Source organism: Kitasatospora sp. NPDC092948, assembly GCF_044754805.1.
Taxonomy (GTDB): domain Bacteria; phylum Actinomycetota; class Actinomycetes; order Streptomycetales; family Streptomycetaceae; genus Kitasatospora.
On sequence record NZ_JBIVPU010000004.1, the window covers coordinates 330,636 to 349,095 of the forward strand.

General features: G+C 75.2%; 15 protein-coding genes and 1 riboswitch. Of the genes, 4 read left to right on the plus strand and 11 right to left on the minus strand.

The features are described 5' to 3' along the window. Positions 1-27: 27 nt before the first annotated feature. From ACIQF6_RS15170 to ACIQF6_RS15190, 5 genes are all read right to left on the minus strand, one after another. The gene (locus tag ACIQF6_RS15170; RefSeq protein ID WP_400894518.1) at positions 28-1,632 is read right to left on the minus strand and encodes an ABC transporter ATP-binding protein; all 1,605 of its coding nucleotides are present in this window, start codon (positions 1,630-1,632) and stop codon (positions 28-30) included. Then, entirely contained in the window at positions 1,629-2,777 is a 1,149-nt protein-coding gene (locus ACIQF6_RS15175) for an energy-coupling factor transporter transmembrane component T (protein WP_400894520.1), read from the minus strand. The genes ACIQF6_RS15170 and ACIQF6_RS15175 overlap by 4 nt, the downstream gene beginning before the upstream one ends. A gap of 2 nt (positions 2,778-2,779) precedes the next feature. Beyond that, the gene (locus ACIQF6_RS15180; RefSeq protein WP_400894522.1) at positions 2,780-3,646 is read right to left on the minus strand and encodes an SCO2322 family protein; all 867 of its coding nucleotides are present in this window, start codon (positions 3,644-3,646) and stop codon (positions 2,780-2,782) included. Further along, complete coding sequence (locus ACIQF6_RS15185; protein WP_400894524.1) at positions 3,643-5,067, minus strand: prenyltransferase/squalene oxidase repeat-containing protein; 1,425 nt, start codon at positions 5,065-5,067, stop codon at positions 3,643-3,645. Before ACIQF6_RS15185 ends, ACIQF6_RS15180 begins: the two co-directional genes overlap by 4 nt. A 93-nt stretch (positions 5,068-5,160) precedes the next feature. Continuing rightward, positions 5,161-5,240: riboswitch (cobalamin riboswitch) on the minus strand. A 64-nt stretch (positions 5,241-5,304) separates the two neighbouring features. Beyond that, positions 5,305-5,961: a TetR family transcriptional regulator gene (locus tag ACIQF6_RS15190; protein ID WP_400894526.1), complete on the minus strand. Its 657-nt coding sequence runs from the start codon at positions 5,959-5,961 to the stop codon at positions 5,305-5,307. 255 nt (positions 5,962-6,216) lie between these two features. On the opposite strand from ACIQF6_RS15190, the gene ACIQF6_RS15195 reads away from it, so the two are divergent. The 3 genes from ACIQF6_RS15195 to ACIQF6_RS15205 all read left to right on the plus strand — a co-directional run bounded on the left by ACIQF6_RS15195 (position 6,217) and on the right by ACIQF6_RS15205 (position 9,415). Continuing rightward, positions 6,217-7,536, plus strand: a complete 1,320-nt coding sequence (locus tag ACIQF6_RS15195) for a glycosyltransferase family 4 protein (protein ID WP_400894527.1) — start codon at positions 6,217-6,219, stop codon at positions 7,534-7,536. Positions 7,537-7,598: 62 nt separating this feature from the next. Further along, positions 7,599-8,339, plus strand: coding sequence for a class I SAM-dependent methyltransferase (locus tag ACIQF6_RS15200; RefSeq protein WP_400894529.1), 741 nt, complete (start codon positions 7,599-7,601; stop codon positions 8,337-8,339). After that, positions 8,336-9,415: a prenyltransferase gene (locus ACIQF6_RS15205; RefSeq protein WP_400894531.1), complete on the plus strand. Its 1,080-nt coding sequence runs from the start codon at positions 8,336-8,338 to the stop codon at positions 9,413-9,415. The genes ACIQF6_RS15200 and ACIQF6_RS15205 overlap by 4 nt, the downstream gene beginning before the upstream one ends. Before the next feature lie 174 nt (positions 9,416-9,589). On the opposite strand, the gene ACIQF6_RS15210 is transcribed toward ACIQF6_RS15205, so the two are convergent. The 5 genes from ACIQF6_RS15210 to ACIQF6_RS15230 all read right to left on the minus strand — a co-directional run bounded on the left by ACIQF6_RS15210 (position 9,590) and on the right by ACIQF6_RS15230 (position 15,688). Beyond that, positions 9,590-10,561 (minus strand): hypothetical protein, encoded by a 972-nt coding sequence (locus ACIQF6_RS15210; protein ID WP_400894533.1) that lies wholly within the window; start codon positions 10,559-10,561, stop codon positions 9,590-9,592. A gap of 198 nt (positions 10,562-10,759) precedes the next feature. Next, the gene (locus ACIQF6_RS15215) at positions 10,760-11,749 is read right to left on the minus strand and encodes an N-acetylmuramoyl-L-alanine amidase (RefSeq protein WP_400894535.1); all 990 of its coding nucleotides are present in this window, start codon (positions 11,747-11,749) and stop codon (positions 10,760-10,762) included. A 7-nt stretch (positions 11,750-11,756) separates the two neighbouring features. After that, positions 11,757-13,367, minus strand: a complete 1,611-nt coding sequence (locus ACIQF6_RS15220) for a hypothetical protein (protein ID WP_400894537.1) — start codon at positions 13,365-13,367, stop codon at positions 11,757-11,759. Positions 13,368-13,588: 221 nt separating this feature from the next. After that, positions 13,589-14,248 (minus strand): class I SAM-dependent methyltransferase, encoded by a 660-nt coding sequence (locus ACIQF6_RS15225; RefSeq protein ID WP_400894539.1) that lies wholly within the window; start codon positions 14,246-14,248, stop codon positions 13,589-13,591. An 84-nt stretch (positions 14,249-14,332) separates the two neighbouring features. Continuing rightward, the gene (locus ACIQF6_RS15230; RefSeq protein ID WP_400894541.1) at positions 14,333-15,688 is read right to left on the minus strand and encodes a M48 family metalloprotease; all 1,356 of its coding nucleotides are present in this window, start codon (positions 15,686-15,688) and stop codon (positions 14,333-14,335) included. A 208-nt stretch (positions 15,689-15,896) separates the two neighbouring features. Here ACIQF6_RS15230 and ACIQF6_RS15235 point away from each other — a divergent pair, with 208 nt between their 5' ends. Further along, a complete protein-coding gene (locus ACIQF6_RS15235) occupies positions 15,897-16,976 on the plus strand; it encodes an alcohol dehydrogenase catalytic domain-containing protein (protein WP_400894543.1) in 1,080 nt (359 codons plus the stop codon). A 513-nt stretch (positions 16,977-17,489) separates the two neighbouring features. Here the strand turns inward: ACIQF6_RS15235 and ACIQF6_RS15240 are convergent. Beyond that, on the minus strand, positions 17,490-18,173 hold the full coding sequence (locus ACIQF6_RS15240) for a hypothetical protein (protein WP_400894545.1): 684 nt from the start codon (positions 18,171-18,173) through the stop codon (positions 17,490-17,492). Between the last annotated feature and the right edge of the window lie 287 nt (positions 18,174-18,460).

An 18,460-nucleotide genomic window follows, 5' to 3' on the forward strand; every position in this document is an offset into this window, starting at 1 on the left:
GCCGGGCGGGCTCCAGCGGGTGCGGCGTCACGGCAACTCCCGCAGGGCGACGGCGACTTCGGGGACGGTGAGGTACGGCGGAAGGATCTTGGCGGTCTGCGGGGCGAAGGTGGGGGAGGCGAGGACGACGTCGGGGGTGGGGCCGTCGGCGACGATCTCGCCCTCGGCGAGGACCGCGGTGCGGTGGGCGAGTTCGGCGGCGAGTTCGACGTCGTGGGTGGCGAGCAGCACGGTGTGGCCGTCGTCGGCGAGGGTGCGCAGGATGTCGACGAGGCGGGCCTTGGCGGCGTAGTCGAGGCCCCGGGTGGGTTCGTCGAGCAGCAGGACCGGGGGCCGGGCGGCGAGGACGACGGCGAGGGCGAGGGTGAGGCGCTGGCCCTCGGAGAGGTCGCGGGGGTGGCACCCGTCGTCGATGCCGGGCAGCAGGGTGGCCAGAATGCCGCGGCAGGTGCCGGGGTCGGCTCCGGCGTCCTGGTCGGCGGCGGTGCACTCGTCCGCGACGGTCTCGGCGTACAGCAGGTCCCGCGGGTCCTGCGGGACCAGGCCGACGGAGCGGATCAGGTCCTTGGGGCGGGACTTGTGCGGGGTGAGGCCGTTGACCTTCACGGTGCCGGAGTCGGGGGCGTGCAGGCCGACCAGGCTGCCCAGCAGGGTGGACTTGCCGGCGCCGTTGCGTCCCATGAGCGCGGTGATCTGCCCGGGGAACAGCGCGAGTTCGACGCCGCGCAGGGCCGGGACGGGCCCGCGGGAGACCACCAGTCGGGAGACGGCGGCGATCGCGGACGCAGTGGGAGCGGCGGGAGCGGCGGGGGCCGGCGCGGGCAGCCGGTCGCGCAGCGCCGCCGCGCGCCGCCGGGCGTCGCGGACGGTGAGCGGCAGCGGGTCCCACCCGGCCAGCCGGCCCAGGTCGACCACCGGGGGCCGGACCGGGGAGCGGGCCATCATCGCGGCCGGGTCGCCGAGCACGGGGGGCTCGCCGGGGCCGGGCAGCAGCAGGACCTGGTCGGCGTACTGGACGACGCGTTCCAGGCGGTGCTCGGAGAGCAGGACGGTGGTGCCGAGGTCGTGCACCAGGCGCTGCAGGACGGCCAGCACCTCCTCGGCGGCGCCCGGGTCGAGCGCCGACGTCGGCTCGTCCAGCACCAGCACCTTGGGGTGGACGGTCAGCACCGAGCCGATCGCGACCCGCTGACGCTGGCCGCCGGAGAGCGCGGAGAGCGCCCGGCCGCGCAGGTCGGCGAGGCCGAGCAGGTCCAGGGTCTCCTCGACCCGGCGGCGCATCACGGCGGGCGGCAGACCCAACGACTCCATGCCGTAGGCGAGTTCCTCCTCGACCGTGTCGGTGACGAAGTGCCCGGCCGGGTCCTGGCCGACGGTGCCGACCACGTCGGCGAGTTCGCGCGGCCGGTGGCTGCGGGTGTCCCGCCCGGCGACGGTGACCCGGCCCTCCAGGACACCGCCGGTGAAGTGCGGCACCAGGCCGGACACCGTGCCCAGCAGGGTGGACTTGCCGGCGCCGGACGGGCCGACCAGCAGGCAGAGTTCGCCCTCGGGGACGGTCAGGTCGACGCCCCGCAGGGCGGGTTCGGCGGCGTCGGCGTACCGCACGCCGACCTGCTCGAAAGTGATCACCGGTTGCTCCGGGGCGGCTCGGGGGTGACGAAGGCGGGCAGCAGGCCGATCAGCGCGGCCGCGGCGGGCAGCAGCGGGAGCCGGGGCGCGGTCGGCGGCACCACCGACGGCGTCAGGGCCTCCGGCCAGTGGCCCGCGTACCAGATCAGGGCGGCCGCGACCAGTGCGCCCGAGGCGGCCGTCAGCCACTCCGGAAGCGCCCACGGGTCGGGCCGGTAACGGGTTCTGACGGAGCGCCGGCCGCCCAGCGCGAGGCCCGCGCCGGACCCGGCGACGCCCGCCAGCAGGACGGGAAGCGCCCAGGCGTGGCTGCCCGGGCCGAGCAGGCCGTAGGTGGCGCTGCACACGCCGAGCAACCCGGCCAGGGTCAGCGCCCCGGCGGTGCGCACCAGCCGGCGCGGCACCTCGGCGGTGCGGCCGAAACCGCGGGTGTCCATCGCCGCCGCCAGCGCCACCGAACGCTCCAACGCGCCCTCCAGCACCGGCAGTCCGACCGACAGCACGGCCCGCACGCCCCGGTCGGTGCGCCCGCGCAGCCGGCGGGCCGCACGCAGCCGCCGGACGTCCGCGACCAGGTTCGGCGCGAACGTCATCGCCACCACGGCCGCCACGCCCGCCTCGTACAGCGCGCCCGGCAGCGAACGCAGCAGCCGCGACGGCGAGGCCAGCGCGTTCGCCGCGCCCACGCAGGCCAGCAGCACCGCCAGCCGCAGGCCCTCGTACAGCGCGAACAGCACGCCCTCCAGGCTCACCGAACCGCCCAGTCGGACGCCCTGCGCCCAGGAGGGGAGCGGGAGTTGGGGGAGGGTGAACAGCACGTGGGTGCCGCCGACGGGGGAGCCCAGCAGCACCGCGAAGACCACCCGGGCGGCCAGCACCAGCAGGCCGAGGCGCAGGAACGCCGCGTACGAGCGGGCCCACGGCGCGTCGCCGCGCCGGGCGGCCACCACGTAGCCCGCCACCGCCAGGATCAGCAGCAGGAGCACCGGATTGGTGGTCCGGCTGGCCGCCGCCGCGAGGCCCAGCGACCACAGCCACCACGCGCCCGGGTGCAGCTGCCGCGGCAGTGAACGGCTGTGCACCGCCCCCGAGTTCGATGACCCGGGGGCGGTCGCGGGGTCACGGCGCAGACGGTCGACGGACATGGTCAGCGGGTGCGGCGGCGACGGGCCTGCCAGACCGCGCCGGCGCCCAGCAGGACCACCGCACCGGCCCCGGCGATCACGCCGACGGCCGGTCCGCCGTCGCCCTTGCCGGCCGGACCGCCGGATCCGGCAGCGGAGTCGGAGCCCGCCGCGACCGGCTCGCCGCAGCCCGCGCGCGGGTAGCCGGCGATCGCGCACAGCAGCCCGCCGGAGTCGTAGCGCAGCGGCGGAGCCACCGCGGCCAGCACCTCCGCGGAGTTCGCGGCGGTCGGCACCGAGGCGCACAACGAGCGTGCCTCGCCGGGCTGTTCACCGCTCGGCGCGTCCTTCGCGGTGCCGAAGTCGAGCACCACGGCGACCCGCTTGTGGCCGCTGCTGGGCGCGGTGTCCGCGCAGATCGCCGAGAAGTCGGCGGCCGGCGCCGGCCGCGGCGCGTCCTGGCCGCCGTCCGGGCTGAGCACGAACCGCCAGCCGTCCACCGCCCCGTCCGCCGGCACGTTCCCGGCCGGCCCGACCTGCTGGAACGCCCAGCCGTCCGCGCCGCCCTTCCAGAACGACCAGTACCGGTAGTCCGCCGCCTGCGCGACCGCGGCAGCCGGGCCGAGCAGCGCCGTCAGGACACCCAGCAGGGCGAGAACGGCGGCGACGGGAAGGGGAGTTCGGCGGCTGCCGGCGGCGGAAGCCCTGCGGGGCCGGTCGCCGACGGCGTTGCCCGCGGCGGCGGTTCGCGGCGCGACGCCGAGGGGCCGCGGGGTGGCGGAGCCGGGCGTGGCGCCTTCGGCGGCGTCGCGGCCGGGGGTCGGGTCCGTCGGGGCCTGGTCGCCAACGGCCGTGCCTGCGGCGGCGGGTCGGCGGGTTCGGGCGGTCACCGGTCCTGCTCCGGCTTCTCCTCCGGTGCGCTGTCGGCGGAGGTCGCGGCGTCGGCGGAGGCCGCGGCGGCTGCGGAGGTCGCGGCAGCGGCGTTGCGGCGGCGGTTCAGGCTGAGCAGGATGCCGGCGCCGATGCCGACCAGCAGGCCGACGGCGATCAGCCAGCCGGCCGAGAAGCCGCTGTTCTCGTCGGGCTCGGTGATCGCCGCGCCGGGCGCCCGGGTGGCCTGCGGGTCGCCGGCCGCGGGGCCGGCCTTCGGCTTGGGGCCGGAGTCGACCAGCAGCTGCACCAGGTTGGCGCCGCCGAAGTTGTACGGGTCGAGCTTGGCGGCGCGGGCGGTCAGCACCAGGGTGGCGGTGGCCGCCGGGTCGACGCCGTTCTTGCCCTGCGCGGCCCAGGCGTAGCCGTTGCCGGCCAGCCAGTTGGCGGCGCCGGAGGCCTCGGCGGAGTGGCCGGAGGCGACCAGGCCGAGCACCGACCAGGCGGTGGAGTTGAAGTCGGCGGTCGCGGCGGCGCCCGGGGTGTCCAGCAGCAGGCGCTGCCCGCCGGCGGTCAGCCTGCCGGTCAGCCAGGCGGCGTCCGCCTCGGCGGAGTCGGCGTGCGCGACCGGGCCGTCGCCCTGCGTGGTCGGGCAGTCCAGGGCCTTCGGCGCGGCGTCCTTGCGGTCGGTGGTGGTGACCGGCAGGTGCCCGCCCGCGGAGGCCAGCAGGGCCTGCGCGGCGGCGAGCGTGTTGGGCGCGGCCGGGGCGCCCGTGACCGGCTGGTAGACGAACGCGCCGCGCTGCTCGGCGGGGGACCAGCAGCCCAACTGGAAGGAGGCCAGCCCGGCGTAGGCGGACTGCCCGCCCTGGGCGGCCGTGGTGGCCGGGTCGAGGCCGGCGGCCAGTAGTGCGTTCACCGCCAGCGCGGTGGAGTTGGCGTCGCCGGGCGTGCCCGGGTTGTACGCCCAGGTGCCGTCCACGGTCTGGTTGGCGCGCAGCCAGTCGGTGCCGCGGGTGACCGCCTGCCGGTGGTCGCCGAGGGCGACGAGCGCCTGGACGGCCATCGAGGTGGCGTTGGAGTCCTCGGTGGCGGGGGTGCAGGCCGCGCCCTCGACCCGGTAGGACGGCCAGCCGCCGTCCTCGCACTGCTGGTCGAGCAGCCACGTCACGGCTGCCTCGGCGGGCTCGACCCGCTCCTGGTGCAGGGCGATCAGCGCCAGCGACTGCCGCCACACGCCGTCGTACTGCGGGTCGCCCTTGCCGTACAGCCCGGCGGGCACCCCGGCCGCGGTGGGCGAGGGGGAGGCCGAGGCGGACGGGGAGGCGGTGCCGGGGACGGACGCCTCGGCCGAGGGGTCGGCGAGCGCGGGCGCGGCGGCGGCGCCGGCGAGCAGGGCGCCGGTCAGCGCGGCGGCGCCCAGTCGGGCAGCGGTCAGCATTGGGGAGAAAGCCTTTCGGGAGCGGTCACAGCGGACCCGAAAGCATGGGCCGCCCGTAGACCCACGACGGAGGAGGGCCGCTCGTCTCCGGCCGGGCAGTCCGACTGCGCCGCGCCGGTGGAACGGTGCGGCTCACGGTTGCGGGTCAGTGCCGGAATCGCACCGGCTTCCCCCGGCCTCGGAGGCGATGTGAAGTTGTCGGCGGTCCGGTGGGGGCCGTCCCGCGCCTCCAGAACTTTAGCCGCCGAGCCGCGCGGAACCCCCGGGAGGTGGTGGAACCGGTTGCAGTTCGTCGCCGGTCGCGGCGAGCGTGAGCAGCCGGGCGGCGGTGTGCAGGTCGGCCCGGACCTCGGCCAGCGAGGCCCGCCCCGACAGCCACGCCAGCAGGGTGGCGTGCCAGGTGTGCGCGATCACGCGCAGCGCGGCCTGCTGGCCGGCGGTCGGCGGGTCGGGGAGCCGGGCGGCCTCCAGCACGATCGCCGAGGTGACCTGGGCGACCTCGTCCACCTCGCTGCCCACCGAGCGGTCCGCGAAGGACAGCGCCCGCACCATCGCCTCCGCCAGCCGGGGTTCGCGCTGGAGCGCGTGGAAGGCGTGGGTGAGCGCCTCGGCGACCCGGGCCGCCGGGTCCGCCCCGGTCGGCGGACGCCGTCTCACCTGCTCGTGCAGCCGTCCCAGCTGCTCGCGCATCACCGCCACCAGCAGGTGCACCTTGGACGGGAAGTAGCGGTACAGGGTGCCGAGGGCGACCTGCGCGCTCTCCGCCACCTCGCGCATCTGCACCGCCTCGAAGCCGCCCCGGGCGGCCAGCGCGGTGGCCGCCCGCAGGATGCCCCGGCGGCGTTCGGCCTGGCGCGGGGTCAGCGGCCCGGCGGCGGTGGCGTTCGCGGTCACGTTCACTCCCGGGGCGGAGGATCGAAGAGAGCCGGAGGTAACCGGCGGTAACAGCGGAGCGGCGGGCGGCCGTGCAGCGTGGCGTGAATCACCTGCCACGGCTCCTGACGGCAAGCTACGGCCCGGTAATCTTCGAGGTCTCTCGTTGTCCACTTCCCCGACAGCGAGCCTGCACCACTGTGAAACGTGATCTACTTTACCGGTCGGCGGCCCTGTCCGTCGCCGGTCCCGGTGAGTAGGGAAGAGGGGCCCCGGATGACCGCGTTGCCGCCGCCGTCGCTGCGGATCGCCCTGCTGTCGTACCGCGGCGACCCGTTCTGCGGCGGCCAGGGCGTGTACGTCCGCCACCTGTCCCGGGAGCTCGCCCGGCTCGGCCACCACGTCGACGTGATCGGCGCCCAGCCGTACCCGGTGCTCGACGAGGTCGACGGCCCCGGCTCGGTGCGCCTGGTGGAACTGCCCAGCCTCGACCTGTACCGCGCCGACGACCCGTTCCGCACCCCCGCCGCCGGCGAGTTCCGCGGCCCGGTGGACCTGCTGGAGTTCGCGGTGATGCGCACCGGCGGCTTCCCCGAGCCGCTGACCTTCTCGCTGCGCGCCCGCCAGTACCTGGCCCGGCACAAGGGCCGCTACGACGTGGTGCACGACAACCAGACCCTCGGCTACGGCCTGCTCGGCCTGGCCCGGCACGGCTTCCCGCTGGTCACCACGGTCCACCACCCCGTCACCGTGGACCGGCAGCTGGAGATCGACGCCGCCGCCACCCGGCTGGAGCGGCTCGGCAAGCGCCGCTGGTACGCCTTCACCCGGATGCAGCAGCGGGTGGCCCGGCGGCTGGACCACGTCATCACCGTCTCGGAGAGCTCCCGCGGCGAGATCGCCGACCACCTCGGCGCGGCCCCGCACACCATCTCCGTCGTCCCGATCGGCGCCGACACCCGCCTGTGGTCGCCGTCCGACGCCGTCGCCCGGGTGCCCGGCCGGATCGTCACCACCTCCAGCGCCGACGTCCCGCTCAAGGGCCTGGTGCACCTGGTCGAGGCGCTCGCCAAGGTCCGCACCGAACGCGACGCCCACCTGGTGGTGGTCGGCAAGCCGCAGAAGGACGACGGCCCGGTCGCCGACGCGGTCCGCCGGTTCGGCCTGGAGCGGCACATCGAGTTCCGCACCGGCCTGACCGACGCCGAACTCGTCGACCTGTACCGCTCCGCCGAGGCCGCCTGCGTCCCCTCGCTGTACGAGGGCTTCTCGCTGCCCGCCGCCGAGGCGATGGCCACCGCCACCCCGCTGGTCGCCACCACCGGCGGCGCCATCCCCGAGGTCGCCGGACCCGACGGCGAGACCTGCCTGGCCGTCCCGCCCGGCGACGCCGGGGCGCTCGCCGCCGCACTCGGCCGACTGCTCGACGACCCCGCGCTGCGCGCCCGGCTCGGTGCGGCCGGCCGGGCCCGGGTGCTGGAACGATTCACCTGGGCCCGCGCAGCCGAGCTCACCGCCGACCGCTACCGGGCCGCCATCGCCACCGGTGCGGGCGCCGCCGCCCGCTCCGGACCGGGCTGGCGCTACGTCGGCTGACCGACCGTCCGTACGACAGGCCGTCAACACCCGTACCACCCCTCGTGAATGGGAGCCCCGCAGTGCTGACCGTCGACTTCTCCCGCTTCCCGCTCGCCCCAGGCGACCGGGTGCTCGACCTGGGCTGCGGCGGCGGCCGGCACGCGTTCGAGTGCTACCGGCGCGGCGCCAATGTGGTCGCCCTCGACCAGAATGGCGAGGAGATCGCCGAGGTCCGCAAGTGGTTCGCCGCCATGGAACAGGCCGGCGAGGCGCCCGCCGGGGCCAGCGCCACCGCCATGGAGGGCGACGCGCTGAACCTGCCGTTCGACGACGGCACCTTCGACAAGATCATCATCTCCGAGGTGATGGAGCACATCCCCGACGACAAGGGCGTGCTCGCCGAGATGGTCCGCGTCCTCAAGCCCGGCGGACTGCTCGCCGTCACCGTGCCCCGCTACCTGCCGGAGAAGATCTGCTGGGCGCTGTCCGACGAGTACCACGCCAACGAGGGCGGCCACATCCGCATCTACAAGGGCGACGAACTGACCGAGAAGGTCCGCGAGGCCGGCCTGGAGCCCTACGGCAGCCACCACGCGCACGCCCTGCACTCCCCGTACTGGTGGATCAAGTGCGCCGTCGGCGTCGGCAACGACAAGGCCCTGCCGGTGCGCGCCTTCCACCAGCTGCTGGTCTGGGACATCGTCGGCACCCCCGTCATCTCCACCCTCACCAAGGCCGCCGAGAAGGCCCTCAACCCGGTGATCGGCAAGTCCTTCGTGGTCTACGCCAGCAAGCCGCACCAGCCGCGGACCGGCGAGTGACGGCCGCCGTCCCCGCGGCCCTGCTGCTGGACGGCGTCCTCGACGCCGGCCAGGCCGCCGACACCGTCCGCTCGATCCTCGCCCACCAGCAGCGCGACGGCGCGATCCCGTGGTTCCACGGCGGCCACCTCGACCCCTGGGACCACACCGAGGCCGCGATGGCCCTCGACACCGCCGGCGAACACGCCGCCGCCGAAGCCGCCTACCAGTGGCTCGCCGACCGGCAGAACCCCGACGGCTCCTGGTACGCCGCCTACGCCTACGGGCAGGACGGCATCGCCGACGGCACCGCCACCGACCGCGCCCGCGAGACCAACTTCTGCGCGTACCTCGCCGTCGGCGCCTGGCACCACCACCTGTCCACCGGCGACGACCGCTTCCTGGAACGGATCTGGCCCACCGTCAGCCGGGCCCTCGACCACACCGTCCGGCTCAGCCTCCCCGGCGGGGCGATCGCCTGGCGCCAGGACGAGGACGGCGCCGTCGCGACCGACGCGCTGCTCACCGGCTCCTGCTCGATCCTGCACGCCCTGCGCTGCGGACTCGCCATCGCCGACCACCTCGACCGGCCCCAGCCCGACTGGGAACTCGCCGCCGGCCGGCTCCGGCACGCCATCGCCCACCACCCCGAGCGGTTCCTCGACAAGGACCGCTACTCGATGGACTGGTACTACCCCGTCCTCGGCACCGCGCTGCGCGGCGAGGACGCGACGGCCCGGCTGGCGGCCGACTGGGACCGGTTCGTCGTCCCCGGCCTCGGCGTCCGCTGCGTCAGCGACCGGCCCTGGGTCACCGGCGGCGAGAGCGCCGAGCTCGCGCTCGCGCTGTGGGCCGCCGGGCAGTCCGACCGGGCCGTGGAGATCCTCCGCTGGATCCAGCACCTGCGGCACGAGGACGGCTCCTACTGGACCGGGTACGTGTTCGAGGACGACGCGATCTGGCCGGAGGAGCGGACCACCTGGACCGCGGGCGCGCTGCTGCTGGCCGTCGCGGCGCTCGGCGGCGACCACGCGACGGTCAGCGTGTTCGGCGGGGAGGATCTGCCGTCGGGGCTGGTCGTCGGCGACTGCTGCTGAGCGTCCCGGGGACGGGCCTCGGCCCGCCGGAACGCGGAAGGTCCGCCCGCGGAGGGGAGTTCCCTCCGCGGGCGGACCTTTTGGTGCGAGCGGGGTTGCTCGCGCAGCGCCCCGCGCCCCCGACGGGGCACGGGGTGGCGCGCAGCCGGAAGCGCGCGCCCCGCTGAACGGGCGTCAGCCGCGCTGGATGCCCGTGGTGTCGTTCAGCACGCCGTGCGTGCCGTCGGGCAGCTGGGCCACGAGTGCCGCGCCGCGCTGGTCGACCGCGAGGTACCAGGTGCCGGGGACCAGCTCGCCGACCGGCGGGGCCACCGGGTTGTCCTTGTTGGCCAGCTGACGGACCGCCGGGACGGCGAACCAGAACGGCGCGAACGGAGCGGCCGCCGCCTGCGGCGGGACCTGGTCCTGGATGGCCGGCTGGACCGCGGTGGGCTGCTGCGCGGCCGGCTGCGGGGCCGGGGCGGCCGCCTGTGCGGGCGCCGGGTAGCCGTAGCCGCCGGCCGGCTGGCCGCCGAACTGCTGGGCGGGCGCGGGCTGGTCGGCGTGCGGCTGCGGCTGGCCGGGGAACGGCTGCTGCTGCGCGCCGCCCGGGTAGCCGTACGCGCCGGGCTGACCGGGCTGGCCGGGCTGGCCGATGCCGGGCTGGGCGCCGTACGGCGGGAACGGCTGCGGGGTGGTCGGCGCCGACGGGGTGCCGGAGGCCAGCGGGCCCTGCAGGGCCGGGACCAGCGGGCCGGCGATCACCGCGCCCGCCAGGACCAGGGTGGAGAGCAGTGCCAGCCAGGCGCCCGCACCGTTGCTGAGGCCGTCCGGGCAGCCGAGCACGGTCCACAGGCAGCCCCAGAAGGAGATCACGGCCAGCGCCGTGCCCCACTGGTCCAGCCGCAGGCCGGCGACCTGCTTGGTGCCCCAGTTCTCCTTCTGGAGACGGAACAGCAGGATCAGCACCGCACCGACGACGCCGGCCAGGAAGACCGAGGGCAGCACCGGGAACAGGCCCGAGGACCAGCCGTTCCGGGACAGGCTCGACGGGCAGTACTTGCCGGAGCAGTCGACGGCCTGGAAGGACAGGAAGGACGAAATCAGGAGCAGTACGGCCGCACCGGCGACGGCGGCGTCTCCCCTGGTGAGAGCGCGCAGGTTCACTGACGTTCCCCTCATTGGTGTAGTCGTGGTCGGCGGGCGGTGACCGAGCCCCCGTGGTACCGGAGCGGTACGACGGGGCAAAAGCCTAGGGCCAATGCGACGCCGTGTGCACAGCGCCCTCCGAGTCCGGTACGAACCGGACGGCGGCCGGGCGGCGGCACGGGGCAGGACAGGCGTGGACGGTGGTCTGGTGGCGAATCACCCCGTGAGATAGCTGGTCAGAGCATCGGCGACGGCCTGCGCGGCGCGCTGGCGCCACTCCGGGTCGGACATCCGCTTGGCGTCACCGGTGTTGCGCATGTTGCCACACTCGATGAACACCTTCGGGATCTTCGACAGGTTGAGTCCGCCCAGGTCGCTACGGGTGTCGAGGCCCTGCTGGCCGATGTAGCTCGACGTCGGCTCGCCGGTGCCCGCCTTGAAGGCGTCGCGCAGCAGCACGCCCAGCCGGTGCGACGGGTCGACGATCGCCGAGGTGTCGGCCGGGCCGGCCACCACCTTGGCGGGCATGATCACGTGGAAGCCGCTGCCGGAGGCCGGCGCGCCGTCCGCGTGGATCGAGACCGCCGCGTCCGCCTTCGCCTCGTTGCCGATCCGGGCCCGCTCGTCGATGCACGGGCCCCACGGCCGGTCACCGTCCTGGGTGAGCACCACGGTGGCGCCCCGGTCCTGGAGGATCTGCCGGGCCCGGTGCACCACGTCCAGGGTGTACTCGGCCTCCGAGTACCCCGCGTTGGTGGAGGTGCCCGTGGTGTCGCACTCCTTGTGGCTGTTGCCGATGTCCACCTTGCGGTTGATCTCGGCGGTGTGCTTGCCGTTGGCGGTGTTGTGCCCCGGGTCGAGCAGCACCGTCTTCCCGGCCAGCGGACGGTCCGCCGTGCCCGCGGCGCCGGCCGGGGCGGACGACGGCGCGGCCGCGCTCGCGGACGGGCTGCCGTCAGGGGCGGGGGAGTCGGACGGCAGCGCGTCCGCGTCCACCCGGTCGCCCTCCGCGTAGTGCGGGGAGACCGCCGGGTGCGCGGTGACGTCCCGCGAGCTGTTCGCGACCGCCTGCCAGCCCAGCCAGCCGATCAGACAGACCGGCAGCACCACGCTCGCCAGCTTCACGGCCGGCCGCCAGCGCGGGGTGCGGTGCTCCGGACCGAACGGGTCGGGTTCGACGGGGGACGGGGTGGTACGGCCGATCACGACTTCCTCAGATCCTGTCCCAGGTACGCGCCGTCAGTCCGTAGGTGTCGGCGATCGGCTTCCACTTCGCCACGAAGTCCTTCTTGGACTGGGTGGCCTGCGGGTTGAGGTCGTTGGCGCGGCCCAGATCGGGAGTGCTGGGCGCGGTGTTGTTGGCGCAGCCCTGGGCGGAGACGGTGCGCGCCCAGGCCGCGTACGCCCGGTCGATGTCCCCGGACTGCTGCCAGGCGTCCTTCAGCTTCGCCACCGCGTCGGCCCCGCCCGGCAGGTTGTCGACCGGCAACTGGGCCAGTTCGGCGAGCAGTTGGTCACGCTGCTGGGCACCCGTGTCGAACACCTTCGCGGCGTTGTCGATCTCCGTCTTCGGCGGGCAGCTGCGCACCTTCGCCACCGCGTTGCCGATCGGCGCCTTCGCGTTCTCACCCTTCGTCAGCAGCGCGTCCAGCGCCTTCGCCTCGCCCGCGGCGTCCGGACCGGCCGAGGGCGCGGCCGACGCGGACGTGGACGGGTCCGCGCTGCTCGGCGCGGAGGCCGACGGCGCGGCGGCGCCGCCCCCGCCCTGCGTCGGGGCCGCCGTCGGGGCGGAACCGCCGCCCGCCGAATCGGACGAGGTGCCGCTGTCGCTGTTCTTCACCGCCCACACCACGCCGACGCCGATCAGCAGCACCAGCACCACCGCCGCGCCGATCAGCACCGGGGTGCGCCGCCGCCGCGGGTCGTCCTCGTAGTCGAACTCGGACTCCGGCCCGCCGTACCCGCCCGGACCGTTCGGGAACTGCTGGCCGCCGAAGGTCTGCTGACCGCCGTACGAGGGCTGCTGGCCGCCGAACTGCTGCTGCCCGAACTGCGGCTGTCCGAAGGGCTGCTGCTGGTCGAACTGCGGCTGCCCGAACGGCTGCTGGTCGAACTGCGGCTGGCCGCCGAAGGTCTGACTCTGCGGTGGCTGCGGCGGGAACTGCTGATCGCCGAAGGGCCTGTTCTGCGGCGGCTGCGGCGGGAACTGCTGGCCGCCGAAGGTCTGCTGACCGCCGTACGACGGCTGCGGGCCGCTCTGCGGAGGCTGAGCACCCTGAGCGGGCGGGCCGCCCTGCGGAGCCGGGCCGCCGAACGGGGGCTGCGGGTCGCCGAACTGCTGCTGGCCGCCGAAGGTCTGACCCTGCGGCGGCTGCGGCTGCGGCTGCGGCTGCGGCTGAGGTTGCGGTTGGGGCTGCGGCTGGGGCTGAGGTTGCGGTTGGGGCTGCGGCTTCGGCAGCGGCTGTGGCGGCTGCGGCGGAGACTGCTGGCCGCCGAAGGTCTGCTGACCGCCGTACCAGGGCTGCTGATTGTCCTGCGGCGGCTGCGGGGCCGCCGGGGGCTGCGGGGCGGTCGGCGCCGGGGCGGGGGGCGGGGCCGCGCCACCGTGCGGCGGCTGGGGGACGACCGGTGCGACCGGTGCGACCGGGGTGACCGGCGCGGCGGGCGCGACCGGGCCGGCCGGGATCTTCGGGAGCGGGATCGCCGTGGTGGGCGGACCCGCGGCTGCCGGGTCGTCCGCCACCGGCCGGCGGACCCAGCCGCCCGCGCCGTTGTTCGCGGTCGGATCCCACACCGCTCGCGCGGCCCTGCCCTGCTCCGTCATGCGTCGTCCCTCGCCCCCGCCTACTGACCCGCCGATGCCCTGCCCGCCGTAACGATGCCCCGACACCGTACCGGCCGTCGGCCGGGCCGGTCACGGCGGTCCCGCAACGCGTCGCGGTGGGGACGACGCGGGAGAGGCGGCGATCGTTCCCGGGTACGGCCGGAAATCGCCGGCGGCCGGGAACCCGCGAAGGCCCGGCCGGCCCGGTCGGTGACGGGACGTCAGGACGCGGCGCGGCGCAGCACCCGCAGCGAGCCCGTCACCGAGACCTCCTCGAAGCCCTCGTCCAGCGCCCGCAGGTACACCCGGTACGGGGCCTGGCCGCCGTCCGCCGGGTCGGGGAACACGTCGTGCACCACCAGCAGGCCGTCCTCGGCCAGGTGCGGGACCCAGCCCAGGTAGTCGCCGGTGGCGTGCTCGTCGGTGTGCCCGCCGTCGATGAACACCAGCGACAGCCGGCCCTGCCACACCGCCGCGATCTGCGGCGAGCGGCCCACCAGCGCCACCACGTGCGGCTCCAGCCCGGCCGCGTGCAGGGTGCGGCGGAACCGCGGCAGGGTGTCCATCAGGCCGACCTCGGGGTCGACCAGCGTCGGGTCGTGGTACTCCCAGCCCGGCTGCTGCTCCTCGGAGCCGCGGTGGTGGTCGACGGTGAGGGCGACCGTGCCGGTGCGGCGGGCGGCGTCGGCCAGCAGGATCGCCGAACGCCCGCAGTAGGTGCCGATCTCCAGCACCGGCAGCCCGGTGCGTCCGGCGGCGTCCAGCGCGGCGGCGTACAGCGCCAGGCCCTCGTCCTCGGGCATGAAGCCGGTGGCGGCGCGGAACGCGTCGAGCACCTGCGGTTCGGGCGTGGCCGGGGCGGCGGGGGTGAGGTCGGTCATCGGGCGCTCCTGCCGGGCTGGTCGGGGACTGACCAGGACCCTACTGGATGGTAGGAACGCCCTCCGCGGGCCGGTGCTGCACGGTCAGAGCAGGTCGATGGCGATCCGCTTGCGGCGGTCGGCGAGTTCGGCCTCGATCCGGGCGGCCTGGCCGGAGTCCAGCACCACCGGGTGCCGGTGCTGCTCGGGCCGGGGGGCGGTGAGCATCCGCAGCCGCAGGTGGGTCGGCGGGTGCGAGCTGTCCACGGCGTCGCACTGCCGGGCGGCCGTGCGCAGGCGGCGCTCGGTCTCCAGCGGCGGGACGGTGCGGACGGCCTCGGCCAGCGACTGCCACAGGTCGGGAGCCGTGTCCCCGGCGCCGGCCCGCCGCCGGGGGAGGGTGCGCCGGCGGTTCAGCACCGTCTCGAACGTCGGCGCGTGCAGCAGCGCGGTCAGCGCGCCGCGGGTGTCGGCGACCGAGGTCAGCCGGACGCCCAGCAGGTCGGCCCGGTACTCGGCGGCCTGTCCGGAGCGCAGGAACAGCCGGTTCATCAGCATCATCAGCCCGTACACCGCCCGGTTGAGCACCCACAGGACCCGGTTCGCCACCGCGTCGGCGATCATCAGCAGCAGCCCGGCCGGGCCCCGCTGGGCACGGGTCCGCTCCGGCACGGTCAGTCGGTACCACTCGATCAGCGCGTTGAGCGCCGAGCCGGTCCACAGGCCGCGCCGGCTGTCGCCGTTGACGCAGTGTCCGAGCTCGTGGCCGAGCACCGCGACCCGCTGCTGCGGGGTGAGCACGGTCCACAGCGGCAGGCCGATGGTCAGCTGCCGGTGGCGGCGCAGCCCGAGCACGCCGAACGAGGCGTTCCAACGGCCGTCGACCGCGATCGAGTCGACCTTCGGCGCGCCCACCTCCTCGGAGATCCGGTCGACCAGCGCGTACAGGGTCGGCGCGGCGGCGCGGTCCAGGACGCCGTCGCGGCTCGGGCGGCCCAGCCGGGGGCGCAGTTGGAAGGCCACGGCCAGCGCGAACACCCCGAGGATCCGACCCGGCCAGCCGGGCAGCAGCAGCCCGAGGACCAGCCCGAGGCCGAGCAGCAGCACCGTCAGCGAGACCAGGTTGACCGCTCCCGCCAGCGCGAACGCCGCCGCGGTCGAGCCGTCCTTCAGGTCGGAGCCCCCCTCGGAGACGAGCTTGAAGACCTGCTCGGACCGCTCCCTGATGTCCCGCCGGGCGGCCTCCTCGCGGCGCTCGGCCCGCGCCGCCCGGCGCTGCTGACGCGGTGTGAGGTTTCCGGCGGCGGGTTCGGCGGGGACCAGGTTCCACTCGCAGCTCGGGCACCAGGTCGGGAAGCGCTCGTTGACGGCGAGGGCGGACCGGCACTCGGGGCAGCGCTCGGCGGCTCCGGAGGACGAGCTGTCGGCGAGTCTGCCGGCGGGGACATCGGTGGTGGACATGGCGGCGGATGATGCCATACCCGGACGGCAGCGGGAAAGCGGTTTCCGACCGGTCGTCAGCAGGTGCGGCAGAACCGGGTGGTACGCGGACTGCCGCCCGGTGGGGCCGATGCGCTATACAGAGGGCGGCCCCGCAGTAGAACGTGTTCCACCGCCTGCCCTCGCCTTCCACCGCCGCCGTTCGGTGGCCCTCACCCCGGAGCAGCCCGTGCGCGCAGCGATCCTGCAGAAGACCGGACAGGAGACCCTGGAGGTCCGCGACGACGTCGAAGCGGTCGGCTTCGGACCGGGCCAGGTCCGGGTCCGGCTGCACGCCGCCAGCCTCTGCCACTCCGACCTGTCCGCGATGACCGGCGTCCTGCCGCAGCCCGCGCCGTTCGTGCCCGGCCACGAGGGCGCCGGCGAGGTGGTCGAGGTCGGCGAGGGAGTGCGCGGTCTCGCGCCCGGCGACCGGGTGGTGCTGTGCTGGATGCCGCCCTGCGGCGACTGCCCCGCCTGCCGGCACGGCCGGACCCACCTCTGCGTGGCGTCGCTGCGCCGGCTGTCCACCCCGATGTTCCGGATCGGCGGCGACACCGACGCGTACGGCTTCTACAGCACCGGCGCCTTCGCCGAGGAACTGGTGGTCGCCGCCGACAGCCTGCTGCCGGTGCCCGCCGACCTGCCGTACGACCTGGCCGCGCTGATCGGCTGCGGCGTCACCACCGGGCTCGGCGCCGCCGTCAACACCGCACGGGTGGAACCCGGTTCGGCCGTCGCCGTGATCGGCGCGGGCGGCGTCGGGATCGCCGCCGTCCAGGGCGCCCGGATCTGCGGCGCCGCCCGGATCACCGTGGTCGACCCGGTGGCCTCCCGGCGCGAGCGGGCACTCGGCTTCGGCGCCACCGAGGCGATCGCCCCCGAGGGCCTCAAGTCCGCCGCCCGCAGCGTCCCCGGCGGCGGCTTCGACTACGTCTTCGAGGCGGTCGGCCGCTCCGAGACCGTCCGGGCCGGCTACGACGCCGCCCGGCGCGGCGGCGCGGTGGTGGTGATCGGCGCCGGCGCGGCGGACGACCGGGTCTCCTTCAGCCTGGGCGAACTGTTCTTCAACGAGAAGCGCCTGCTGCCGTCCATGTACGGCGGCGGCGACGTCCGCCGCACCGCGGACCGGGCGATCGACCTGTGGCGGGCCGGCCGGCTGGACCTGGCCGGCATGATCACCCACCGGCTGCCGCTCACCGAGGTCAACGAGGCGATCCGGCAGATGCGCAGCGGCGAGGCGCTGCGCACGGTGCTCACCGTCGACTGAGCCCGACTCTGTCGGGATCTCGGAGTTCGGCTGCCGGTGATCATGATGGCGCGTCAGTCTCACGGGTGTGCGAGGCCTGCGTGACTGACGAGGAGTGAGAGGTGTCGGTACGTCCTCGTCCGGGTGGAGCAGGCCGAATGCGAGCACCGGATCACAGTCGTCGCACCGCTGCCCGGAAACCCCGACCGCCGGTGCCGCCGGGGCGAGGGCTTCGCCCGCGACGACCTCCGCATCGACTTCGAGCGCCAGGACGTCACCCGCCCGCAGGGCCGGGCAGGTCGGCGCCGGCCGGCACGGCCCCTGTCCGACATCCCTGCCGACCGCGGCCCGCTTCACCAGGAACCAGACCATCGAACGCCTCGGCCGACAGCCTCCGGCCGAGAGCGCGCCCCCACGACCACCGACGGCCTTCCAGGGCCACCTCGACCGGCGACGCATCCAGCGCCTGCGCTCCCGGCGAGCAGCCGGCCAGTCGCAGCAGCGACCAGGATTCCCGACCGAGTCGGCCTTCGGTCAGAGACGGTCGAGCCAGATCACGATGCCCGTAAGGTCGTGGAGCACGGCCGCGACGCCCGCCCGGACGGCGGCTGCGCAGCGCTCGGCGGTGAACGAGTCGGCGTCGTACGTCGAGGACATGGCGAGCTCTTCGCCACGGTACGACGCACCGGACCAGTCGGCCGCTGTCACGTTGTGGGTGGGTTCGGCCAACTCCGCGCCGACGACCAGGAACTGCTGCGACAGGTTGCTCGCCGTGACCACCGTGAGGGGGTCGACGAGATCGTTGCCCGCGCTGACGATGAGGTCCGCCCCCATGTCGATGGCTCTGCCGATGCCGGCCACGAGGTCGTGCGGGCCGTCGGCGGTCACCGTCCTGAGGTCGACGTGTTCGCTCGCGGCCCAGTCCTCGACCGCTGTCACCACGGCCCTGGTCGGACGGTCGTCGCCCGCGGTGAGCAGCACCACGCGGTAGCCCTTCGGCGGGTGCACGCCGCTCCAGGAACCGGGCTGGGGCGTGATGGTCGCCTCCGGGGCGGGCGGGGCCGAGGGGTCGGTGAACCCCGCGCCGAGTGCGCCGACGGCGGTGGGCTTCGCGTGCGGCCGTGACCAGTCGTCACTGGAGCCGGAACCGGAGCTGCATCCGGCGACCAGCGCGGTGGCCGCGGCCAGCATGGCAACGGCCCGAAGCGGGGAGCGCAAGGCGATCGTCCTCCGAGTGGTGGTGGGTGCGCCGCCATCCTGCTATCCCGTCCGCCGTCGTTTCTCCCTGCGGGCGCCGTTCCCGTGCTTGTTCCTCAACGGTTCGCCGACGGGCCGGAAGTTGTTCATCCGGGACGCGCGCGATGCGTTCGCACCCCGAGGGAGCCGTCTCGGGTCACAACGGACCCGCCCCCCCTTGCCGGAAGCGTCCGGGTCTTCGAGGTCGAGAACCGGGCATCTCTCCGGAAGTTCAGCCCTCCCCAAGATCGCATTTGCATTCAATTTAC

Coding starts and splice junctions, on each gene's coding strand:
- ACIQF6_RS15175 (WP_400894520.1), bottom strand. CDS start 2,777: ATGTCCGTCGACCGTCTGCGCCGTGACCCCGCGACCGCCCCCGGGTCA.
- ACIQF6_RS15185 (WP_400894524.1), bottom strand. CDS start 5,067: ATGCTGACCGCTGCCCGACTGGGCGCCGCCGCGCTGACCGGCGCCCTG.
- ACIQF6_RS15195 (WP_400894527.1), top strand. CDS start 6,217: ATGACCGCGTTGCCGCCGCCGTCGCTGCGGATCGCCCTGCTGTCGTAC.
- ACIQF6_RS15220 (WP_400894537.1), bottom strand. CDS start 13,367: ATGACGGAGCAGGGCAGGGCCGCGCGAGCGGTGTGGGATCCGACCGCG.
- ACIQF6_RS15225 (WP_400894539.1), bottom strand. CDS start 14,248: ATGACCGACCTCACCCCCGCCGCCCCGGCCACGCCCGAACCGCAGGTG.
- ACIQF6_RS15230 (WP_400894541.1), bottom strand. CDS start 15,688: ATGTCCACCACCGATGTCCCCGCCGGCAGACTCGCCGACAGCTCGTCC.